Annotated in this window: 18 protein-coding genes and 1 pseudogene; 9 read left to right on the top strand and 10 right to left on the bottom strand. The window is 71.5% G+C overall.

The window, feature by feature from the left end:
- Positions 1-198: pseudogene (locus F6W97_RS41160) on the bottom strand (hypothetical protein); the annotation flags it as partial.
- A gap of 309 nt (positions 199-507) precedes the next feature.
- Between F6W97_RS41160 and F6W97_RS39840 the strand changes: the two are divergent.
- Positions 508-1,596: an aldo/keto reductase gene (locus tag F6W97_RS39840; protein ID WP_155375795.1), complete on the top strand. Its 1,089-nt coding sequence runs from the start codon at positions 508-510 to the stop codon at positions 1,594-1,596.
- A gap of 397 nt (positions 1,597-1,993) precedes the next feature.
- A complete protein-coding gene (locus F6W97_RS39835) occupies positions 1,994-2,959 on the top strand; it encodes an aminodeoxychorismate/anthranilate synthase component II (RefSeq protein ID WP_196279542.1) in 966 nt (321 codons plus the stop codon).
- Positions 2,960-2,963: 4 nt separating this feature from the next.
- On the opposite strand, the gene F6W97_RS39830 is transcribed toward F6W97_RS39835, so the two are convergent.
- The 6 genes from F6W97_RS39830 to F6W97_RS39810 are packed head-to-tail and all read right to left on the bottom strand — an operon-like array spanning position 2,964 to position 9,522.
- On the bottom strand, positions 2,964-3,974 hold the full coding sequence (locus tag F6W97_RS39830; protein ID WP_155375793.1) for a glycosyltransferase family 2 protein: 1,011 nt from the start codon (positions 3,972-3,974) through the stop codon (positions 2,964-2,966).
- Complete coding sequence (locus F6W97_RS39825) at positions 3,968-5,368, bottom strand: cytochrome P450 (RefSeq protein ID WP_196279541.1); 1,401 nt, start codon at positions 5,366-5,368, stop codon at positions 3,968-3,970. Before F6W97_RS39825 ends, F6W97_RS39830 begins: the two co-directional genes overlap by 7 nt.
- Positions 5,365-6,462: a hypothetical protein gene (locus F6W97_RS40340; RefSeq protein ID WP_196279540.1), complete on the bottom strand. Its 1,098-nt coding sequence runs from the start codon at positions 6,460-6,462 to the stop codon at positions 5,365-5,367. Before F6W97_RS40340 ends, F6W97_RS39825 begins: the two co-directional genes overlap by 4 nt.
- Positions 6,449-7,669 (bottom strand): glycosyltransferase, encoded by a 1,221-nt coding sequence (locus tag F6W97_RS39820; protein ID WP_155375791.1) that lies wholly within the window; start codon positions 7,667-7,669, stop codon positions 6,449-6,451. The genes F6W97_RS40340 and F6W97_RS39820 overlap by 14 nt, the downstream gene beginning before the upstream one ends.
- Positions 7,666-8,895, bottom strand: a complete 1,230-nt coding sequence (locus tag F6W97_RS39815) for an MFS transporter (RefSeq protein WP_155375790.1) — start codon at positions 8,893-8,895, stop codon at positions 7,666-7,668. Before F6W97_RS39815 ends, F6W97_RS39820 begins: the two co-directional genes overlap by 4 nt.
- A 3-nt stretch (positions 8,896-8,898) precedes the next feature.
- Complete coding sequence (locus tag F6W97_RS39810; RefSeq protein WP_155375789.1) at positions 8,899-9,522, bottom strand: flavodoxin family protein; 624 nt, start codon at positions 9,520-9,522, stop codon at positions 8,899-8,901.
- A 324-nt stretch (positions 9,523-9,846) separates the two neighbouring features.
- Here F6W97_RS39810 and F6W97_RS39805 point away from each other — a divergent pair, with 324 nt between their 5' ends.
- Positions 9,847-10,167: a hypothetical protein gene (locus F6W97_RS39805; protein ID WP_155375788.1), complete on the top strand. Its 321-nt coding sequence runs from the start codon at positions 9,847-9,849 to the stop codon at positions 10,165-10,167.
- A 31-nt stretch (positions 10,168-10,198) separates the two neighbouring features.
- Complete coding sequence (locus F6W97_RS39800) at positions 10,199-10,576, top strand: hypothetical protein (protein WP_155375787.1); 378 nt, start codon at positions 10,199-10,201, stop codon at positions 10,574-10,576.
- A gap of 216 nt (positions 10,577-10,792) precedes the next feature.
- On the opposite strand, the gene F6W97_RS40335 is transcribed toward F6W97_RS39800, so the two are convergent.
- The 3 genes from F6W97_RS40335 to F6W97_RS39790 all read right to left on the bottom strand — a co-directional run bounded on the left by F6W97_RS40335 (position 10,793) and on the right by F6W97_RS39790 (position 12,589).
- Positions 10,793-10,963 (bottom strand): hypothetical protein, encoded by a 171-nt coding sequence (locus F6W97_RS40335; protein ID WP_196279539.1) that lies wholly within the window; start codon positions 10,961-10,963, stop codon positions 10,793-10,795.
- Positions 10,964-11,017: 54 nt separating this feature from the next.
- On the bottom strand, positions 11,018-11,923 hold the full coding sequence (locus tag F6W97_RS39795; RefSeq protein WP_155375786.1) for an NAD(P)H-binding protein: 906 nt from the start codon (positions 11,921-11,923) through the stop codon (positions 11,018-11,020).
- Between the two features lie 192 nt (positions 11,924-12,115).
- The gene (locus F6W97_RS39790; RefSeq protein ID WP_155375785.1) at positions 12,116-12,589 is read right to left on the bottom strand and encodes a VOC family protein; all 474 of its coding nucleotides are present in this window, start codon (positions 12,587-12,589) and stop codon (positions 12,116-12,118) included.
- Positions 12,590-12,948: 359 nt separating this feature from the next.
- Between F6W97_RS39790 and F6W97_RS39785 the strand changes: the two genes are divergently transcribed.
- From F6W97_RS39785 to F6W97_RS39765, 5 genes are all read left to right on the top strand, one after another.
- Positions 12,949-13,401, top strand: coding sequence for a MarR family winged helix-turn-helix transcriptional regulator (locus tag F6W97_RS39785; protein ID WP_155375784.1), 453 nt, complete (start codon positions 12,949-12,951; stop codon positions 13,399-13,401).
- Between the two features lie 110 nt (positions 13,402-13,511).
- Positions 13,512-14,357, top strand: a complete 846-nt coding sequence (locus F6W97_RS39780) for an alpha/beta hydrolase (protein WP_155375783.1) — start codon at positions 13,512-13,514, stop codon at positions 14,355-14,357.
- 126 nt (positions 14,358-14,483) lie between these two features.
- Positions 14,484-15,797 carry an alpha/beta fold hydrolase gene (locus tag F6W97_RS39775; RefSeq protein ID WP_155375782.1) on the top strand — a complete coding sequence of 438 codons (1,314 nt, stop codon included), beginning with the start codon at positions 14,484-14,486 and terminating at the stop codon, positions 15,795-15,797.
- An 82-nt stretch (positions 15,798-15,879) separates the two neighbouring features.
- Positions 15,880-16,965, top strand: a complete 1,086-nt coding sequence (locus F6W97_RS39770; RefSeq protein ID WP_155375781.1) for a PIN domain-containing protein — start codon at positions 15,880-15,882, stop codon at positions 16,963-16,965.
- A 108-nt stretch (positions 16,966-17,073) separates the two neighbouring features.
- Positions 17,074-17,751 carry an alpha/beta hydrolase gene (locus F6W97_RS39765; protein WP_155375780.1) on the top strand — a complete coding sequence of 226 codons (678 nt, stop codon included), beginning with the start codon at positions 17,074-17,076 and terminating at the stop codon, positions 17,749-17,751.
- The last annotated feature ends 428 nt before the right edge of the window (positions 17,752-18,179 follow it).

The following is an 18,179-nucleotide window of genomic DNA, read 5'->3' as shown; positions in this document are numbered from 1 at the left end:
GGACGGCACGGCGGCCCGGCCGGCGACGGGGCGCAGCGGCGCCGGGCCGGCCGGGGCCGGTCCGGCGCCACGGCTGGGACCGCCCCGGATGCCGCCGGGGCCGGTCGGGTTCGGGTGGGCGCTGGCGCCGGTCTGCGTTCCTGGTCGGTCGGTCGGCGTGGTAGCGCCGGCCGAGCCGGGTGCCGGGGGCGTGGTCATCGGTGCAAACCCTTCCGGTCGGGGATGCGCTGGGCGCGGGGAACAGGGGGAAGGCGGGTTCGCCACCGCCGTTGGGGCGGTGGGGTACGCCGGGTGGCTCGCCGGGGCCCCGCTCAGCCCCGGGAGACGGTTCTCATGGGCGGCGAGGGCGACCTGCGCGCGAAGGCCACTCCACGTCCGACATCATGCCTCACAAATCGGATGAAGTACGGCAAGACACCTGGACTTGACGGTCCATTTCTACGGAGCTACGTTGGACCAAGCGGTCCAATCTTGGAACGCCGGAGACTTTCGAACGAGGGGGCCGCTATGCGCGACTACTACCTGCTCGGCAGGTCAGGCCTGCGGGTGAGCCGGCTGGCACTGGGCACGATGAACTTCGGCACCGGCGGCTTCCACGCCGCGTACGGCAAGACCGAAAGCGAGGCCGAGCCCATCTTCCGCCGCTACCTCGACGGTGGCGGCAACTTCATCGACACGGCGGACTTCTACACCGCGGGGGAGAGCGAGACCATCCTCGGCCGGCTGATCGCCTCCGCCGGGGTGCGCGACCGGGTCGTGCTGACCAGCAAGTTCACCAACACCATCGATCCGGCCGACCCGAACGCCGCAGGCAACGGCCGCAAGCACATGATCCGGGCGCTGGACGCGTCGCTGCGCCGCCTCGGCACCGACCACCTCGACCTCTACCTGCTGCACACCTGGGACCGGATCACCCCGGCCGAGGAGGTCGTGCGCACCTTCGACGACCTGGTGCGCGCCGGCAAGATCCGCTATGCGGGGCTGTCCGATGTGCCCGCCTGGTACGCCGCCCGCGCGCAGAGCCTCGCCGAGGCTCACGCGCTGACCCCGATGATCAGCCTGCAGCTGCCGTACTCGCTGGTCAACCGAGGTATCGAAGCCGAGTATCCGGCCATGGCGCAGTCGCTGGGCATCGGGCTGACCGCGTGGAGCCCGATCGGCGGCGGCCTGCTGTCGGGCAAGTACCGGCGCACCGGCGGCGGCCTGGCCGGTGAGGGCAGGCTCGGCGGGGGGACGCAGCCGGTCTCCGAACGCGACTGGGCGGTCATCGACGCGCTGGGCAAGGTCGCCGACGAACTCGGCCGCAGCATGGCCCAGGTCGCGGTCAACTGGGTGGCGACCCAGCCCGCCGTCGGCTCGGTGATCATCGGGGCGAGCAGTGCCGACCAGCTCGACGCCAACCTCGGCGCGCTCGACTTCACGATTCCCGGCGAGCTGCGCGAGCGGCTGGAGCAGGCCGGAACGCCGGAGCCGGGCGGGCCGTACGCGATGTTCACCGCGAATTACCAGTCCTGGATCGTGAGCCCGGGTCTGGGCATCGGCGACAAGCCTGCCGGGTACGCGCCGCCGGTCTGGAACGGCACGGCTGACGCCTGATTCCGCACGTGTGACGCGATCGGGCACACTCTATTTCGGACAATGGCGGCTGCTGTGAGCTGCTGACACGTGCCCGCTTCGGGCCGGTGCGGTCGGCAATCACGACCTTGTATGGTTGACACTGTCGATGCGTGTTGCCACACTTACCCACGGTGTGACGCGGAGGGGCATTCGCCCTTCTGCATCACGTGATCATTTGTCAGTGGCCGTTTCCGGGCGATAGCGGCTGCGCCCTGCGCCCATCTTCGTACAGACCTCACCCCTGTCGGGTCGCGCCGTCGCGATCAGCGGAAGGGGTGCCTTCAGGCTGCCCTCAGCCGGTTGGCGACCGCGTGCAACGGGGCTCGCGGGCCATCTGTCACGCCGCGCTGCGGCCATGGTCCGAAAGAGATGCACCGTGTCGCAACGATCGATGCCCTCGTTCCGGGAAGTCCGTGCCGAGACCGAGTCGCGCCGCTACTACTCCTCGGCCCTGCTCATCACGGGCTTCGAGGACGACGGCGAGGAGTTCCTCGACAGCGCCATCACCATCCGGACGATGGAGGTGACGCCCGGCGGCCACGCGGTCATCCGGACCGGCTCCAGCATCGTGCGCGACTCGGTGCCGGACCGGGAATGCCTTGAGGTGCGGGCCAAGGCCGAGGGCCTGCTCACCGCCATCACCACGGTGCGCCCGCCCGGACGTTTCCTGGACCGGTTCGTGGACCCGTCGGTCACCGAGCTGCTGCACCGGCGCAACGAGCACCTGTCGGGGTTCTGGACCGGCCGGCAGCACGACGACCGTGCCGTGGCCCCGCAGCTCGTCGGCCGGACCGTGCTGATCATCGACAACGAGGACCAGTTCACCGAGATGCTCAGACACACCATCGAGCACCTCGGCCTGAAGGTCACCATGTCCGGCTACCGCGATCCCGGGATCTGCCTCGACGGCCACGACCTCGTCCTGCTCGGCCCCGGCCCCGGCGACCCCAACGACCTGAGCAGCCCGAAGATGGCCCGGCTGCACGAACTCACCCGTGCGCTGCTGGACAGCGGCACCCCGCTGCTGGCCGTGTGCCTGGGCCACCAGATCCTGTCCCGCTGCCTCGGGCTGACCGTCGCCGCGGTCGACCCGCCCCGGCAGGGCGTCCAGGAGACCGTCGACCTGTTCGGGCGGCGGGAAGCGGTCGGCTTCTACAACACCTTCTTCGCCGGCGTTCCGGACACGCCGCCGCCGGGGGTCGAGATCGCCGCCGAACCCGACGGCCGCGTCGTCGCGCTGCGCTCGGCGCGGTTCTGCAGCTTCCAGTTCCACGTCGAGTCCGTGCTCACCGCGAACAGCGTCGCGATCCTGCGGGAGGCGCTGGTCGGGTTGCTGAGGTGAGCACTCAGCGGTCGGCGTAGAGCGCCTCCAGTTCCCGGCGCAGCAGGGGCGTGGCCTGCTGCTCGACGAGTTTGAGCAGCCGGTCGGCTTCGGCGAGGGTCATCGCGTGCTCCCAGCGCCGGCGGAACAGGTAGGCGTCCAGGGCCTGGTGGCGGCGGCAGAAGTGGTCCAGGTTGCGCATGAGCTGGGTACGCATGATCCGCTGCGCGACCGCCGGATTCGGGTCGGCCAGCGGATGCACCTGGTGGTAGTTGACCGCCGTGGTCGCCACCGAGAACGACACCCCGGCCCGGTGCAGCCGGTAGCTCAGGTCGGTGTCCTCCAGACCCCAGCCGGTGAACGACTCGTCGAAGCCGCCGACCTCCTTGACCGCGGCGCGGCGCACCGACAGGTTCGCGGTCGTCGCCAGCGCCCAGCCGAACCGGAAGTCCGCCAGGTCGACGCCGTACGCCTCGACGACCGCGTGGTAGTTGTCGGGTTCGTCGCCGAGTTCGGTGCGGGCGAACGCCCCTGCCGGGTCGGCGGCCAGCTCGCCCGGCGCCAGCAGGTGGATCGGCTCGGCCAGCCGGGCCGGGTCGCCGACCCGGGCGACCAGCCGCAGCAGGTCCTGCTCGCCGAGCGGGAGCAGGCCGGGCCGCCACCAGGTCAGCGCCCGCCGCTTCCAGCCGATCACGCCGTCGCGGCCGCGCTCCGCCGCCGCGACGTGCTCGGCGACGAACTCCGGCGCGGCCATCCGGTCGTCGTCCAGGAACACGATCAGCTCGCCGTCGACGTGGCCCAGGGCGGTGTTGCGGGCCGCGGCCCGGCCGCGGTTGTCCTGCGTGACCAGCCGGATGTCGAGCCGGTCGCGGAACGGCGCGACCACGTCCTCGACGCCGCCGGCGGTGCCGTCGTCGCAGAGCACGACCTCGAACCGGGGGTAGGTCTGCACGAGCAGCGATTCGAGCGTCAGCGCGAGGTATTCGCGCTTGTCGCAGGTCGCCATCACCAGGCTGACCGGGAGCTGTTCTACCATCCGAGTCTCCACCGCTCGTCGCCGTACAGGTCCACCATCTCGTTGAGGTCGCCGCCGACCGGGTCCACCCGGGACGGCAACGCCGACCGCGGGTACGGCACGACGGGCACCGGCCCCTTGGGCGACATCAGCAGCCCGACCTCGCGGGAGACCGGTGTGCCGGGCACCGGGACGAGCACGTGGCGGCTGAGGATCGCACCGAGCACGATCTTCATCTCCAGGTCGGCGAAGGCCGCGCCGATGCACACGTGCGGCCCGGCGCCGTAGGGCAGGTACTCGTAGCGCGTCGGGGTGGCCGTCGCCCAGCGCTCGGGCCGGAACCGCAGCGGCTCGGGGAACAGGGCCGGATTCCGGTGGGTGGCGTACTTGCTGGTGACGACCTGGCAGCCGGCGGGGATCTCGTGCCCGCCGAGCACGGACGGGGCGACCGCGATCCGGGAGGTGTTCGGACCCGGCGGCAGCAGCCGCAGGGTCTCCTTGAGCACGCGGTCGAGCACCGTGGACCCCGCGCACTCCTCGGGCGTGCGCCCGGCTATGTCGTCGAGCACCTCGGCCAGGTCGCCGCGGTGCTGCGAGAGCAGGATCAGCGCCCAGGACAGCGTGCTGGACGAGGTCTCGTGGCCGGCGACCAGCAGCGTGGTGAGCTGCCCGACGAGCTGGTCGTCGGACAGGCCCCGGCCCTGCTCGTCACGGTCGGCCAGCAGCGACTGCAGCAGGTCGGGCGCGTCGCCGCCGGTGCGCCGGGCGTCCACGATCGACGCGAGCGCGTCGTCGAGCTGCCGGATGACCGTGAGCAGCCGCCGGTACGGGGTGCCGGGCAGGTCGACCGGGAAGTAGCGGATCGACGAGGCGAAGTAGCGCAGGGCCAGCATCTGCTGGACCATCCGGCCGACGGAGTCGGCGTCGCGGGCGATGTCGACGCCGAAGAAGCACTGGCAGGCGATCCGCAGGGTGAGCCGGCGCATGCTCGCGGTCAGGTCGAAAGCCTGCCCCGGGATCCACGAGTCGACCTCGTCGGCGGCGAGCCGGGCGATGACCTCGGCGTGCCTGCCCATCGCCTGCGGGCGGAACGACGGCGTCACGGTGTGCCGGGCCGCGCGGTGGTCGGGGCCGTTCATGTTGAGCAGCCCGATGCCGCGGCGCACCCGCCGGATCCGGGCCGGGATCGCGTACTCCAGCACGGTGTGGAACACGTCGCCGTCGGTGAGCACCGCCCGGTTGTGCTCCGCGCCGAAGACGAACACCTGCCGCTGGTCGCCGTGCACCAGCCCGCTGACCGGGCCGAACTCGTGGTGCAGGCGGGCCGTGTAGGCGACGGGGTCGGCGGCGTAGGCGTGGGCGTTGCCGCGCCGCCCCGTCCAGCGGTGCGGCGCGGGGCCGGGTACCGGGCTCACGCGGCGTGCCAGCCGGGATGGGGCCGTTCGAGGATCGCTTCGGCGCCCTGCCGGAAGGCCGACGCGGCGAACCGCCCGGCCGGAGCACGCAGCGCCTCGACCGTCGCCGCCGGCAGATAGCGGCGGAACAGGCCGGGGAACGCGGTGGCGAAGGCGAGCTCGGCGAGCGGGCCGGGCTCGGGGCGCGCCGTGTCCGGCATGGTCAGCCCGAGCGCGAAATAGGTCGTCCAGTACTCGAACAGGGTGAGCTCGCTGACCGCCTCGGCCACGGCCGGGTCGGCGGCGGCGAGGTCGGCGTAGAACCGCTCGGCCAGGTCCGCCTTGCGCAGTCCGGCGGGCAGCCGGGTGTCGGCGAAATCGCCGAGCCAGGTCAGCTCACCCTCGTCGCCGCAGAAGAACCACTCGGCATGCACCCGCATCCAAGACGCCCACGGCACCCAGGCCAGTCCGTCGCCCGCCACGGCGGTGCCGAAGTCGACGGGCGTGTCGTCGGCGGCGGGGCAGGCGGCGTGGCGCAGACCCTGGAACCCGTTGCCGGTCAGGCTCAGGTGGTCGTCGTGCTCCACCAGGTTCGGCACGGTGACCAGGGTGCGCCGTCCGGTGCCGCGCAGGTGCGCCGACAGCGCGAGGTCGTCGGCGCCGGTCGGGTCCGCGACGCTCGCGGCGAAGTCCAGCGCCGCCTGCCGGGGCAGCACCAGCCCTTGCGACGGGGTGTACACGTCGACCGCCCGTGCCCAGGACCAGCCTTGCCAGGCGGCGGCGCGGACCAGGTTCGCGGTGCGCGAGCCCCACTCGCAGAACAGGCTGACCGCGTCGTCGGGCCGCGCCCGTACCGCCCGGTGCAGCTGGTCGGCGAACCCGTCGCACGGGATGACGTCGTCCTGCAGCACCAGGTGATGGGTCGCGTCAGTGCCGACGGCGGCCCAGGCCCGCACGGCGTTGCCGAGGTTGCCGCGACCCGGCTCGCCGGTGTCGACGACCAGGGCGGGGGACAGCTTGACGAGCTGGTCGGCCAGTGCCTGGGCGCGGTCGGCGCGGGCCGGGTGAGTCATGATCACGGTCGACAGGCGTACGTCGCCGTCACGGTGCGACATGGTTGCTCCTGAGAATCCGGTGCAGGGCGACGGCCTGTGCCACGTGCTCGACCATCGCCTGCGCGCCGTCGGCGGCCCGCAACGTGTCCGCGAAGGCGGTGTGCGCCTGCCGGTCCGGCGGGGCGAGCATGGATCCGATCTTCGCGGCGATGGTCTCGGCCGGGTCGTCCGGCTCGACGGACACGCCGAGGCCGAGGTCGCCGATGCGGCCGGCGTTGCCGCGCTGCTCGGCGGAGTGCGGCACGAACACCAGCGGCGTGGCGCAGAGCAGGCCCTCGATCATGGAGGAGTGGCCGCCGTGCACCACGGCGGCGCTCGCACGGGCCATCAGGTCGACCGCGTCGTGCCGGAACCCGGCGATGTCGACGTCGGCGTCCCCGGCGGCATGGCGCACCTGCGCGGCCAGCGCCTCGCTGCCCTCGCCCTCGACGCCGAGGGTGACGGCGAGGGGCACGCCGAGCCCGCGGGCGGCGGCCACGACGCGCAGCAGATCCTTGTCCCCGGCCCCGCTGCCGCCGAGGGTGATGTTGAGCAGCGGCGCCCGTCCGGTGCGCGCCGGCACCGTCAGCAGCTCGGCGGGCACCAGCGGGCCGATGTGCCGGATCTCGGCGACCAGGCTGGTGACCAGGCCCATCGTTTCGGCGGGGATGTCGGACAGCGGGTCGAGCAGGGCCAGGTCCGGCACGAGCATCGCGTCGCCGAGCACCTTGCGGGCGTGGGCCTCGGCGACGCCGAGCTGGTCGAGGGTGATCAGCACCTCGGGCAGCACGGCGTGCATCGGATGGCGGAACAGGCGCAGGTTGTGGCAGGTGACACTCGGCAGCCCGCGCATCGCGGCGGCCACCGACGCGGTGTTGCGCATGTCGCTGACCACCACGTCGGGACGGAACGCGTCGATGACGCGCAGCTCGTCGGCCAGGCAGGTCTCGACGTATCCGGGGCTGGCCAGCCGGGTGCGGGCGAACGCGCGCAGCTCGGCGACGTCGTCCATGCCGCGCCAGGCCGGGGCCGGCCCGATCTCGTCGATGCCGATCCAGGGCAGGCCGGCCCGCTCGACGATCGGTCGGACCTCCTCGTGCGCGGCGACGGCGACCTGATGTCCGGCGAGCTGGAAGCGCTGCGCGGCCGTGCGCATCCTGGTGACGTGACCGAGGCTGGAGCGGCTGAACGCGACGAACAGCACCCGTAGCGGGGACCGGGTGGTCATGAGACTGCTTCCTCCATGGTGAGCGTGCGCGGGGTGCGCAGCGCGACGACCAGGCTGGCCAGCGCGCATACGGCGAGGGCGGCCAGCGCCTGGCGCGGTCCGGCGACCTCGGTGAGCCAGCCGCACAGCAGGGTGCCCAGCGGCACCGACCCCCACGCGATCATCCGGCCCACCGCGTTGACCCGGCCCTGCAGGCTCAGCGGGGTCACCACCTGCCGCACGGAGATGCCCACGACCATGAAGCAGGTGTGCACGGTGTTCCAGCACAGCAGCGCGGCCAGGGCGAGCGCCCAGTTCGGCGCGGCGGCGTACGCCAGCAGCAGGGCCAGGTCCGCGCCGATCAGCCACCGGGCGGTGTCGACGGGCGGCGCGGTCTTCAGCCTGCGGGCCGCGAGCGCGCCGAGCAGCGCGCCGACCCCGCACGCGGTCATGATCCAGGCCATCCGGTAGTCGTCGGTGCCCAGGCCCAGCGCCCGGGACGCGAAGACGACCAGCATCCCGTACACCGCACCGGCGCTGATCCCGACGCCCACGTTGACGATCGTGTACGCGCGCAGCAGCGGCTGCCCGCCGATGAACCGCAGCCCCGCCCAGACCGCGCCCGGCTCGCGCGCCCGGCCCGGGTCGGGCGCGGCGGCATTCGGCAGGCGCATCAGCGCGATCAGCACCGCCGACAGCAGGTAGAAGCCTGCGAGCAGGGCGAACGTCGGCCCGAGGCGCAGCGCGTCGAGCAGGAAGAAGCCGACCGGCGCGGCGACCGACGTGACGACCGTCGAGGCCATCCACAGGTAGCTGTTGGCACGGAACACCCCGGACCTGCCGACCACCGCCGGTATCGCCGCGGAGCTGGCCACCTCGAACCACACGTACACGGTGGCCGAGGCGAAGCCGACGAGGACCAGGGCCAGCGGCGGCGCGCCGACGGTGCCGGCGAGCAGGGGCACGCACAGCAGCACCGCGGCGTTGCCGGTCTCCATCCACACCATGACCCGGGTCGGCGAGGACCGGTCGACGATCGCGCCCGCCAGCATGCCGAACAGCAGGAACGGCAGCACGTTGACCGCCGAGGCCAGCGCGGCCAGCAGCGCCGACCCGCTGGACTGGTAGACGTACAGCGGCAGCAGCACCCACAGGATCGAGTACGCCACCGTGGAGGCGAACTTGCTGGCGACGAGCAGGCCGAGCCCGCTGCCGGCCGGGGATTCGGCCTTGACGATCGCAGTCACGGGTCAGCCGGTCCTTCCGACGCGCCGCTCGACCTCTTCGGGTCGCGGCAGCCTGGTCCCGGACTCGATCAGCGCGGTGCCGACGTCGATGATCCGGTCGACGGTGCGCCGTAGCGCGTCCATGCCCTCGGTGTCGGACGCGATGCCCTGCTCGCCACCGGACTGGATGGTCACCGGAAAGCCGCTGCCGACCAGGATGAAGCGGTTGAGCAGCAGGTTGTGCAGCAACTGGGCGTGCACGTCCAGGTGGCCGTAGCGGCGGCCGACGACGATGGCCGCGCCGATGGTGTTGGTCAGCGGCCGGGTGAACCTGAGGTGGCCGACCCCGGCGCGCTCGATGAAGGTCTGCATGAGCGAGGACAGCCCGAACCCGTGCACCGGGGCCGCTAGCACGACGGCGTCGGCCTCGATCATCGCGGCGACGACCTCGCCGACGCTGTCGTCGACGGGGCAGGGATCAGGACGGGAGTTGCAGGCTCCGCAGTCGCAGGCCAGCACCCGCTTCTCGGCCAGGTTGACGACCTCGGTCCGGCAGCCGCGCCGCTCGGCGTGGGCGGCCACCTCCTGCGCGGCCAGCCAGGTCGACCCGCGGCTGCGCTCGGATCCGTTGATCACGAGTATCTTCATGGTCACCTGATCATCTGTGCGGAGGCTCGCTGTGTGCGCCTCGTCGCGCGATGTCAGCATCTTCCCCGTGTGCCGACTGCTCGGTCCAATGAGGAGTCTAGGTGGCTCCGGGCGGCGGTGAGCGCACACATGTCCATGTCTCAAGGTGTGGACCGGCAGTGCCGGTCCGGGCGGCGACGCGGCCTGAACCGGTTCGGAAACAGTGTCACCCTGTCGTGGACAGATCACCGACGTAGCTGTCGGTAGCCGGCTCTTCACCGCCACGATGGACTGGTGGCGCCGTCCCGCACCGGGCGATGCCGTGACGCATGACGGGGGACGGGCATGGGTGGCCTGTGGGTGGGTGTCGGCTGGTTCGGCCTGGCACGGCGGCGGATGGCCGACGCGGCCGCGGTGTACGCGGTGCGCCGCGACTGGCCCGACTGGCACACGCACGACTTCGTGGCACCGCGGCTGGCGCAGGCCGAAGCGGAGCGCGCCGCGGCAGCCGAGCTCGCGTACTGGCGGCGCAGTCCCGCCCGGCCCGAGGTCAGCGTGGTGCGGATCAGTGTCAACGACTTCCGCATCCACCGCGACCGGCGCGACTGCCGGGCGCCCGACTGCGCGGTCGCCTCGCCGAACCGCGCGGGGCAGCCCCGGAAATGACGTGGTGCCAGGCGTGTCGTACCCGGCATGCATGATCGCCGCCATGGCATTCACCAACCGCCTCGGCCGCTATCCGGTCGATGACCAGGGCAACCTGGAGCATTATCCGAGCCGGATCCACGTCTGGGGCAAAGTGGAGCACGACGGCGGTCAGCTGTGGTCCGACGCCAACGAGCCGTTCGCGGCGACACTGACCCTCGTGTCGGGCAACCGGGGCCGCTCCGCGGCGTACTTCCTGTGGCGCGACGGGGCTGGGCGGACCTATCCGATGTTCATGTCCGACCTCGTCGACGTGCTGATGGTCAAGCTCGTGGATCGGGGGGTCGTCAACGGGCGGTGGCAGGTGCGCAAGCGCGGCCAGAACTATGGTCTTGCCCTGGCCCCGACGGAGCCGGCCGACGCCGCCTGAGCGCCGGGTGCGTCATGACGTCCGGCAAGAAGGTCTGTCGCGGTCAGCAGGCTGTGCTCCGGCGGCGGAATCCGCCGGAGCACAGCCTGCGACCGGCTCTCAGGCGACCTGGGCGAAACACCCGATGGCCACGGTGGCCGCCAGCATCGCCATCGTCAGGACCATGATCGGTTTGGGCAGGCGCATGACGCTCCTCCATTGCACAATCGGCAGGGCTCACCAGGCGTAGCGGACGAGCCACTCATCAGGGTTGTAGACGTTGTCCGCCGGAGGGGCGGCCGGTCGTTCCTCGACCATCTCCTCGGGGCGGATCTGCTTGGGCAGCGTGCCGAAGCGGGCGCGACGGACGGTCTCGGCGGTGTCGGGGCTGTCGGGTGCGGTACGCATGACGTCGTCTCCTCAGCGGTCGGTGATGCTCTCGTCGCGGGCTGCCGGGATGGTTCAGCCCAGGTAGAAGTCCCTGCGTGCGGCCACGAACTCCGCGATCGTCAGGGCGGGCGTGCCGGTGACGCGGGCGACGTCGCCGGAGGTGCGGTCGTAGCGGTTCTCGTGGTGCAGCCGGGCCATGGTCGCGATGTGCGCCTCGGTGTGCGGCGGCAGGCCTGCCTTCGCCAGCACCTCGGACCGCCACCGGTCCAGCGGCATGTCCACGTAGGTGACGGGCCGGCCCAGCGCCCGGGAGAACTCCTCTGCCATCTCCGTCATGTTCACGGTGCGCGGCCCGGTGAGCTCATAGACGTGCCCGACGTGCGGCGCAGGGTCGCGAAGCACCGTCGCGGCGACCCGGGCGACGTCGTCGACGGCGATCGGCGAGGTGCGCCCGGTGCCGAAGGGCAGCGCGATCGTGCCGTCCCGGCGGATCGACGCCGCTGCGAGCGTGGTGAACAGAGGGTTGTCGAGGAACGAGGTGGGCCGCAGGTGGATCACCGGTAGGCCGGACCAGTCGAACACCTGCTCGGCGAGCCAGTGCAGGCGCTGCTGATGCGACTCGGCGGTGCTGGTGGCCGTCATCTGCGACACCGTCATCTGTGACATGTCGACCAGGCCCGTGAGCTGCCCGTACTCCCGTGCCACGCTGGCTGCCACGGCCGCGGCCAGCAGATGGTCCGGTGACACCGGCATCGCGAAGTACATCCGCCCGACGCCGTCCAGCGCGGCCGCGACGGTCTCCGGCCGGGTCAGGTCGCCCAGGACCACGTCCGCGCCGAGGGCGCGCAGTCGCGCGGCGCGCTCGTCGTCGCGGCGCACCATGGCGCGCACCGCGACGTCCTGGGCCCGGAGTTTCTCCAGGACGGTGCTGCCCACGCCACCGGCGCCGGCGATGAGGACCAGGTCACTGGTTGCCATGGGGTTGATCTCCTTCGGTGCGTGCGAGCCGCGGTCAGGAACGTGCCGGCGGCCTGCGACGTGGCTGGTGGCGGTCCCGGTAGGTCTCCAGCAGGCGCTGCCATACCTCCTCGCCCACCGGCCTGGTGTCGGTGCTGTGCCAGGGCTCCTTCGTGCGACAGGCCCGCCGTACGAAGGAGCCCTGACGTGATGTCAGCGGCCCGGGGCGCGCTGCTTGACCTCCTGAAGCACCCAGCCGTTGCCGTCCGGGTCGCTGAAGGTGGCGTAGGAGCCGTAGTCGGCGCCCTCGGGGTGCGCGCCGGTGACGCGTGCCTGGCCGGGGCCGTCGTGGGTGATGTCGCCTGCCTCGTGGCCGTGGTACAGCAGCGCGTTGGCGTCGTGGAACACCTCGCTCACCGCGACACCGCGGCCGACCAGCTCAGCGCGGGACTGCTCGATGTCGGTGACGATGAGGTACAGGCCCTGCACCGAGCCCGGCGCGGCGGCGGTGAGCCCTTTGCCGAACATGATCGAGGCCGCGGAGCCGGGCGGCGTCAGGTGCACGGCACGCCACTGCTCGTTGGCGGTCTTGTCGAGGTCCAGGCGGAATCCCGCGGCCTCGTAGAAGGACTTGGCCCGATCGACGTCGGATACGGGCAGCACGATGAGCTCGAGCTTCAGGTCCATGAGATGTCCTTCCTTGCACCGGCTAGAAAGTCGACCGGTCTACTATTCCTGGCCGCACCGGTGTAACCGCCGCCGGCAACCAGGTGTTCCCCGGCTGGGGAGGGCGCGCGCACACCGCATGTCTCATCGTCGCCTTCCATCGGGCCAGCGACTACCGCTTGCGCCTGCTGGTCACGGCTTCGTAAGGCCTGCCGTGTGCGCTTGAACGATACGAGCATATGCTCCTATTGGCGGAGCGACAACGCGGACGCCCTGCTGGCAGGCCCTTGCCGACCCGCGCGTCAGGGCGACCGCGTGCGGCGGCCCTCGCAGGTGCGAGCAACTGCTCCTATTCTTGGTGGGAAGGGCGGGCGGAGACGATGACCACAGCAGCGACGGACCCGGGCGAAGCGTGCAACAACCTGGCGCTGCGCAGGGCGGCCCGGTATCTCGGGGCGACCTACGACAGGGCGCTGGCGCCGGCCGGACTCCGGGCGACACAGTTCAGCATCCTGCAGAAGCTCAGCGCGTACGGCGAGATGACGATCGGCAGCCTCGCCGACATGATCTCCATGGACCGCACGACGATGGCCTCCAATCTCAAGCCGCTCGCCCGGGAAGGACTGGTCACGGTCGAGCCGTCGGCGGCCGACCGCCGCGCCCGGATCGTCGCGCTCGCGCCGGACGGCCTGTCTCGTATGAAAACGGCGCTACCGCTGTGGCGGGAGATGCAGGCCCGGTTCGAGGAGAGGTTCGGGCAGGGCGAGGCGGCCCGGCTGCGTGCCTGCCTCGACGGCGTCCTCGACACCGGTTTCGAGCCCTGGGCCGAGTGATTCCTGCCCCGCCGCCCTGCTCGTGGGCCCACTGCCAGGAGTGTGGCCAAGATCATGGTCTTGGCCACACTCCACACGGGACGATGTCCGGGCGATGCGATCATGACCGGATGACAGCCACCACCTTCGTCTTCGTCCACGGCTCCGGCAGCAACTCGTTCACCTGGGCTCCCATGCAGCGGGAACTGGCCTACCGCGGGCACCGTTCGCTCGCCGTCGACCTGCCCGGCCACGGATTCGGCGCGACGTTCCCGGCGGCGTACCAGGCCCCGCAGGACCTTGCCGCCCTGGCGGCCGCACCCAGCGCGATGGCCGGCATCGGGCACGCGGACAACGTGGCGCACGTCCTGGACACCGTGAAACGGGTACGCGAACACGGGCCGGTCGTGCTGGTCGGGCACAGCCGCGGCGGGCTCACCCTGACCGGGGTCGGCAACGCCGCCCCGGACCTGGTGGACCGGCTGGTCTACATCTCGGCCTGGTGCTGCGTCGAGGACACCCCGGCGGGTTACCAGGGCTCGCCGGAGAACGCCTCGTCGGCGCTGTCGGGCGTCGGCGGCCTGATCGCCGCGAATCCGGCGGAGATCGGCGCGCTACGGTTCAACTGGCGCACCGCCGACCCGGCGCTGCTCGGGACGCTTCGTGAGGCCCTGCTGGCAGACGGCACCGACGACGAGTTCCACGGCTTCCTCAACACGCTGGAGCCGGACGAGAGCCTGGACGCCGGCGAGGAGCGGGCTCAGGCCGCGACCTGGGGCCGGATTCCGCGTACCTACGTGCGGCTCACCGCCGACCGGTCGATCCCGATCGCGCTCCAGGACCGGTTCATCGCCGAGGCCGACGCGCTGACTCCCGGCAACCCGTTCGACGTGCGGTCGCTCGATGTCAGCCACGCGGGCGTGCTCGTCCGCCCGGCCGCCACCGCGGCGCTGCTGTCGTCCTTGGTTCAGGCCTGACGCGGGTATCACCGCTTGTCGCATGAATCGCCGAAAGGCTGGCGATTTCGCCGACTCGGCCGGTATCGCCACCGCCATAGCATCGGACCTCCCTATATCCATGCTTGAGAATGGAGGGTCGATCCGATGCGCACCATCCTGCTGGCCGTCACCGCCGCACTGGCGCTGACCACCGCGCCCGCTGCCTCGGCCTGGGCGGCCGAACCGTCCGCCCAGGCCGCCGCGGTGCGGCGGCCCATCGTGTTCCTGCACGGCGCGGCCGGGTCCGCGGCCCAGTTCGAGACCCAGGCCAAACGATTCGCCGGCAACGGCTACCCGGTCGAGATCATCGACGGGATCGACTACGACTACTCGTTCACCGCGGAGAGCAGCAGCGCCGTGCTGAACCGCCTGGAGCAGCGGATCGACCAGCTGCGCCAGCAGACCGGGGCGGACAAGGTCGACCTGGTCGCGCACTCGCTGGGCACCTTCCTGAGCCACACCTTCCTGCGTACCCGGTCCCGGGCGGCCAAGGTCGCCCACTACGTCAACCTCGACGGCGCGACCGCGCTGAGCCGCCCCGGCGGCGTGCCCACCCTCGCCATCTGGGGCGAGGGCTCCACCTCCCGGCGCATCTGGGGCGCCACCAACGTGTACCAGAGCGACCAGTCCCACACCCAGACGGTCACCTCCACGCAGAGCTTCGTCCAGATGCACCGGTTCATCGCCGGCGCGGACCCGGCCACCACCGCGGTCGTCGCCGAACCCGGCCCGATCACGCTGACTGGCAAAGCGGTGCTGTTCCCGTCCAACGCCGCCGCGACCGGGGTGCGCGTCGACGTGTACGAGATCGCCGCCGCCACCGGCCGCCGCCTGACCTCGCAACCCGCCGCCCAGTTCGCCATCGCCGCCGACGGCGGGTTCGGCCCGTTCACCGCCGCGCCGTCAGCTCGCTACGAGTTCGCGATCGTGCACGACGCGGGCCACGTGCAGCACCACTACTTCCAGCCGTTCCAGCGCACCGACCGGCTGCTGCGCCTGCTCACCAACCGGCCGGGCGAAGGCATCAGCAGCCGGGTGCCCGTCGACCCGCGCCACAGCGCGCTGTCGCTCACCCGGTACAAGGAATGGTGGGGCGACCAGGGCGCGAACAGCGACCACCTCACCGTGAACGGCCTCGGCATCCTCAACGCCGTCACCGCGCCGCGGGACAAGCGGGCCATCGGCCTGTTCGCCCACGACCAGCTCGTCGACCAGCGCACCGACCTGAGCCGCGCCATCGCCGACTTCGACGAGGTGTTCATCACCGCGGCCGACGTCTACATCCCGGCCGCCGCCGACGCCTCCGGCACGGTCACCGTGACCATCCAGTCCCGGGCCGGCGGCGGCACGCAGCAGTTCACCGTCCCGAACTGGCCCTCGCACACCGACCGCGTAACCATCAACGCCCTCGACCTCTGAACGACCGCCGCCCGGGGCCGCGCCACCCCGGGCGGCCTCATGGTCGCCCGGGACGCCCGGGGTTCGGCGTACGCTGGGCGGCGTGGATCAAGAGGATCGTATTGCCCTGTTCCTTGACTACGAGAACCTGGCGATCGGTGCCCGGGAAAACCTCGGCGGGATGACCTTCGACCTGCGGCCCATCGCCGACGCGCTCGCCGAGCGCGGCCGGGTGGTGGTGCGCCGGGCGTACGCCGACTGGTCGTACTTCGACGAGGACCGCCGCCTGCTCACCCGGTCGCATGTGGAGCTGATCGACATCCCGCAGCGCATGGGTGCGTCGCGCAAGAACTCGGCCGACATCAAGATGGCCGTCGACGCCCTGCAGCTGGCCTTCGAGCGGGACTACATCTCCACGTTCGTGTTCGGCACGGGCGACAGCGACTTCACTCCGCTGGTTCACAAGCTGCGCGAACTCAACAAGCGGGTCATCGGCGTGGGCGTCGAGCAGTCGACCTCCGCGCTGCTCCCGCCGGCCTGCGACGAGTTCCTCTACTACGACCGGCTCGAAGGCGTCGAGATCAGGCCCGCGCGCACCCGGGGCGGCCGGCCGCCCGCGCAGGCCAGGCCGCAGGAGGCGGCACCCCAGCCGATCGAACCGGAACTCGAACCCGCGGCGGGCGAGGAGGAGTCCGCGGGTGACGTGGACACCCTCGCGGTGCTCGTCGCGCAGACGGTCGCCGGGCTGGAGGGCAGCTCCGGCGGTGCGGTGACCGCGTCGACGCTCAAGCGCACCCTGCTGCGCAAGGACCCGACGTTCAACGAGGGCGACTACGGCTTCCGCACCTTCGGCGAATCGCTGAGGTACCTCGCCGAACATGACATCATCGAGCTCGGCGAGGGGCCGGCCAAGGGGGACCCGGAGGTCTCCCTGCCCGAGCACGGCGGCCCGGAGGCGGAGTTCGATCTGCTGCGTACGGTCGTCGGCGACCTGAGCCGCAGCTCGGGCCCGGTGGCGCTGTCCGGGCTGAAGAACCACCTGCGCCGGGCACAGCCGGACTTCAGCGAGAAGAAGCTCGGCTACCGGAGCTTCCTGCAGTTCTGCAAGGCCGCGGCGACCGCCGGGGCCGTCGACCTGCGGTGGGACACCGAGGCCGACGACTACCTGCTCACCCCGCTGCGCTCCTGAGCGAACGCCGATCTGGGCCTGCGCGTCCTGCTCGACGGCATCGCCGCCACGCCTCGATGAGGTCCACCACGCCGCGACCTGTCAGTGGCGCCGCATAACCTCGGCCGTATGACGACCTACGTGCTCATTCCCGGCGCGGGCGGCGACGCCTGGTACTGGCACCTCGTCGCGGCCGAACTCACCAGGCGCGGCCACGACGTGGTCAACGTCGACCTGCCGGCCGAGGAGGAGAAGGCGGGTCTGGCCGAGTACGCCGACGTGGTGGCGGCGGCCGTGGGGGAGCGTGCGGATCCGGTGCTGGTCGCGCTGTCGCTGGGCGGGTTCACCGCGGCGGCGGTCGCCGCCCGCCGGCCGGTGGCCGGGATCGTCTTCGTCAACGCGATGATCCCGCTGCCCGGCGAGACGGCCGCGGCATGGGGGGACGCCACCGGCGCCGCCGCGGCTCGGCGCGAGCTGGCCGTGCGGGAGGGCAGAGACCCCGATGCCGAGTTCGACCTGCGTGCCGACTTCTTCCAGGACGTGCCCGACGAGCTCACCGACTACGCCCTGAGCCACGACCGCGACGAGTCGGAGCGGATCTTCGGCGACCGGTGCGCCTTCGAGAGCTGGCCACCGGTGCCGATCCGGGTCATCACCGCCCGCGACGACCGGATGTTCCCGGCCGGGTTCCAGCAGCGCGTCGCCCGGGACCGGCTCGGGGTCGAGGCGGAGCTGGTGCCGGGCGGTCATCTGACGCCGCTGAGTCACCCGATGGTGCTCGCCGACCGCCTCGAGCATGGGGCCTGAACGCGCATTACGGTCCGTCCACCTGGGGTTCTGCCATTCGACTCCGAGTGATTCGGATTCACGTATAGGCAGGTCGGGATGATGTGACCGGGGACAACCCACCCCGATTTGCATCCCGCCCGACGGCCCGCGTAATGTTCTCTCTGCCAGCGAGGAACGGACAAAAACACCGGGGCTGAAGGGCTCGGGTGGAGGCCGGATCGCTTGGCCGCCCGGAGTGGGGCGGACCCCGGTTGGGGGCCGCGAAACCGGTCCGGTACTGTGAACGACACAGCCCCGTAGCGCTTCCCGAGGAATCGGGTGGTGTTCGGTGTGTGCTTGTTCTTTGAGAACTCAACAGGGTGCTATTTAAGCCAAGTGCCAATTTATTGGCCATCCTCCTTTGTGAGGGTGGTTACTTTGGTAATGGACGAATTCGGACATTAATT

Origin of the sequence: Catellatospora vulcania (assembly GCF_009720385.1) — a bacterium.
Lineage (GTDB): Bacteria > Actinomycetota > Actinomycetes > Mycobacteriales > Micromonosporaceae > Catellatospora > Catellatospora vulcania.
The sequence above is the reverse complement of the archived record's forward strand: the minus strand, read 5'-3'. Positions and strand labels throughout refer to the sequence as shown.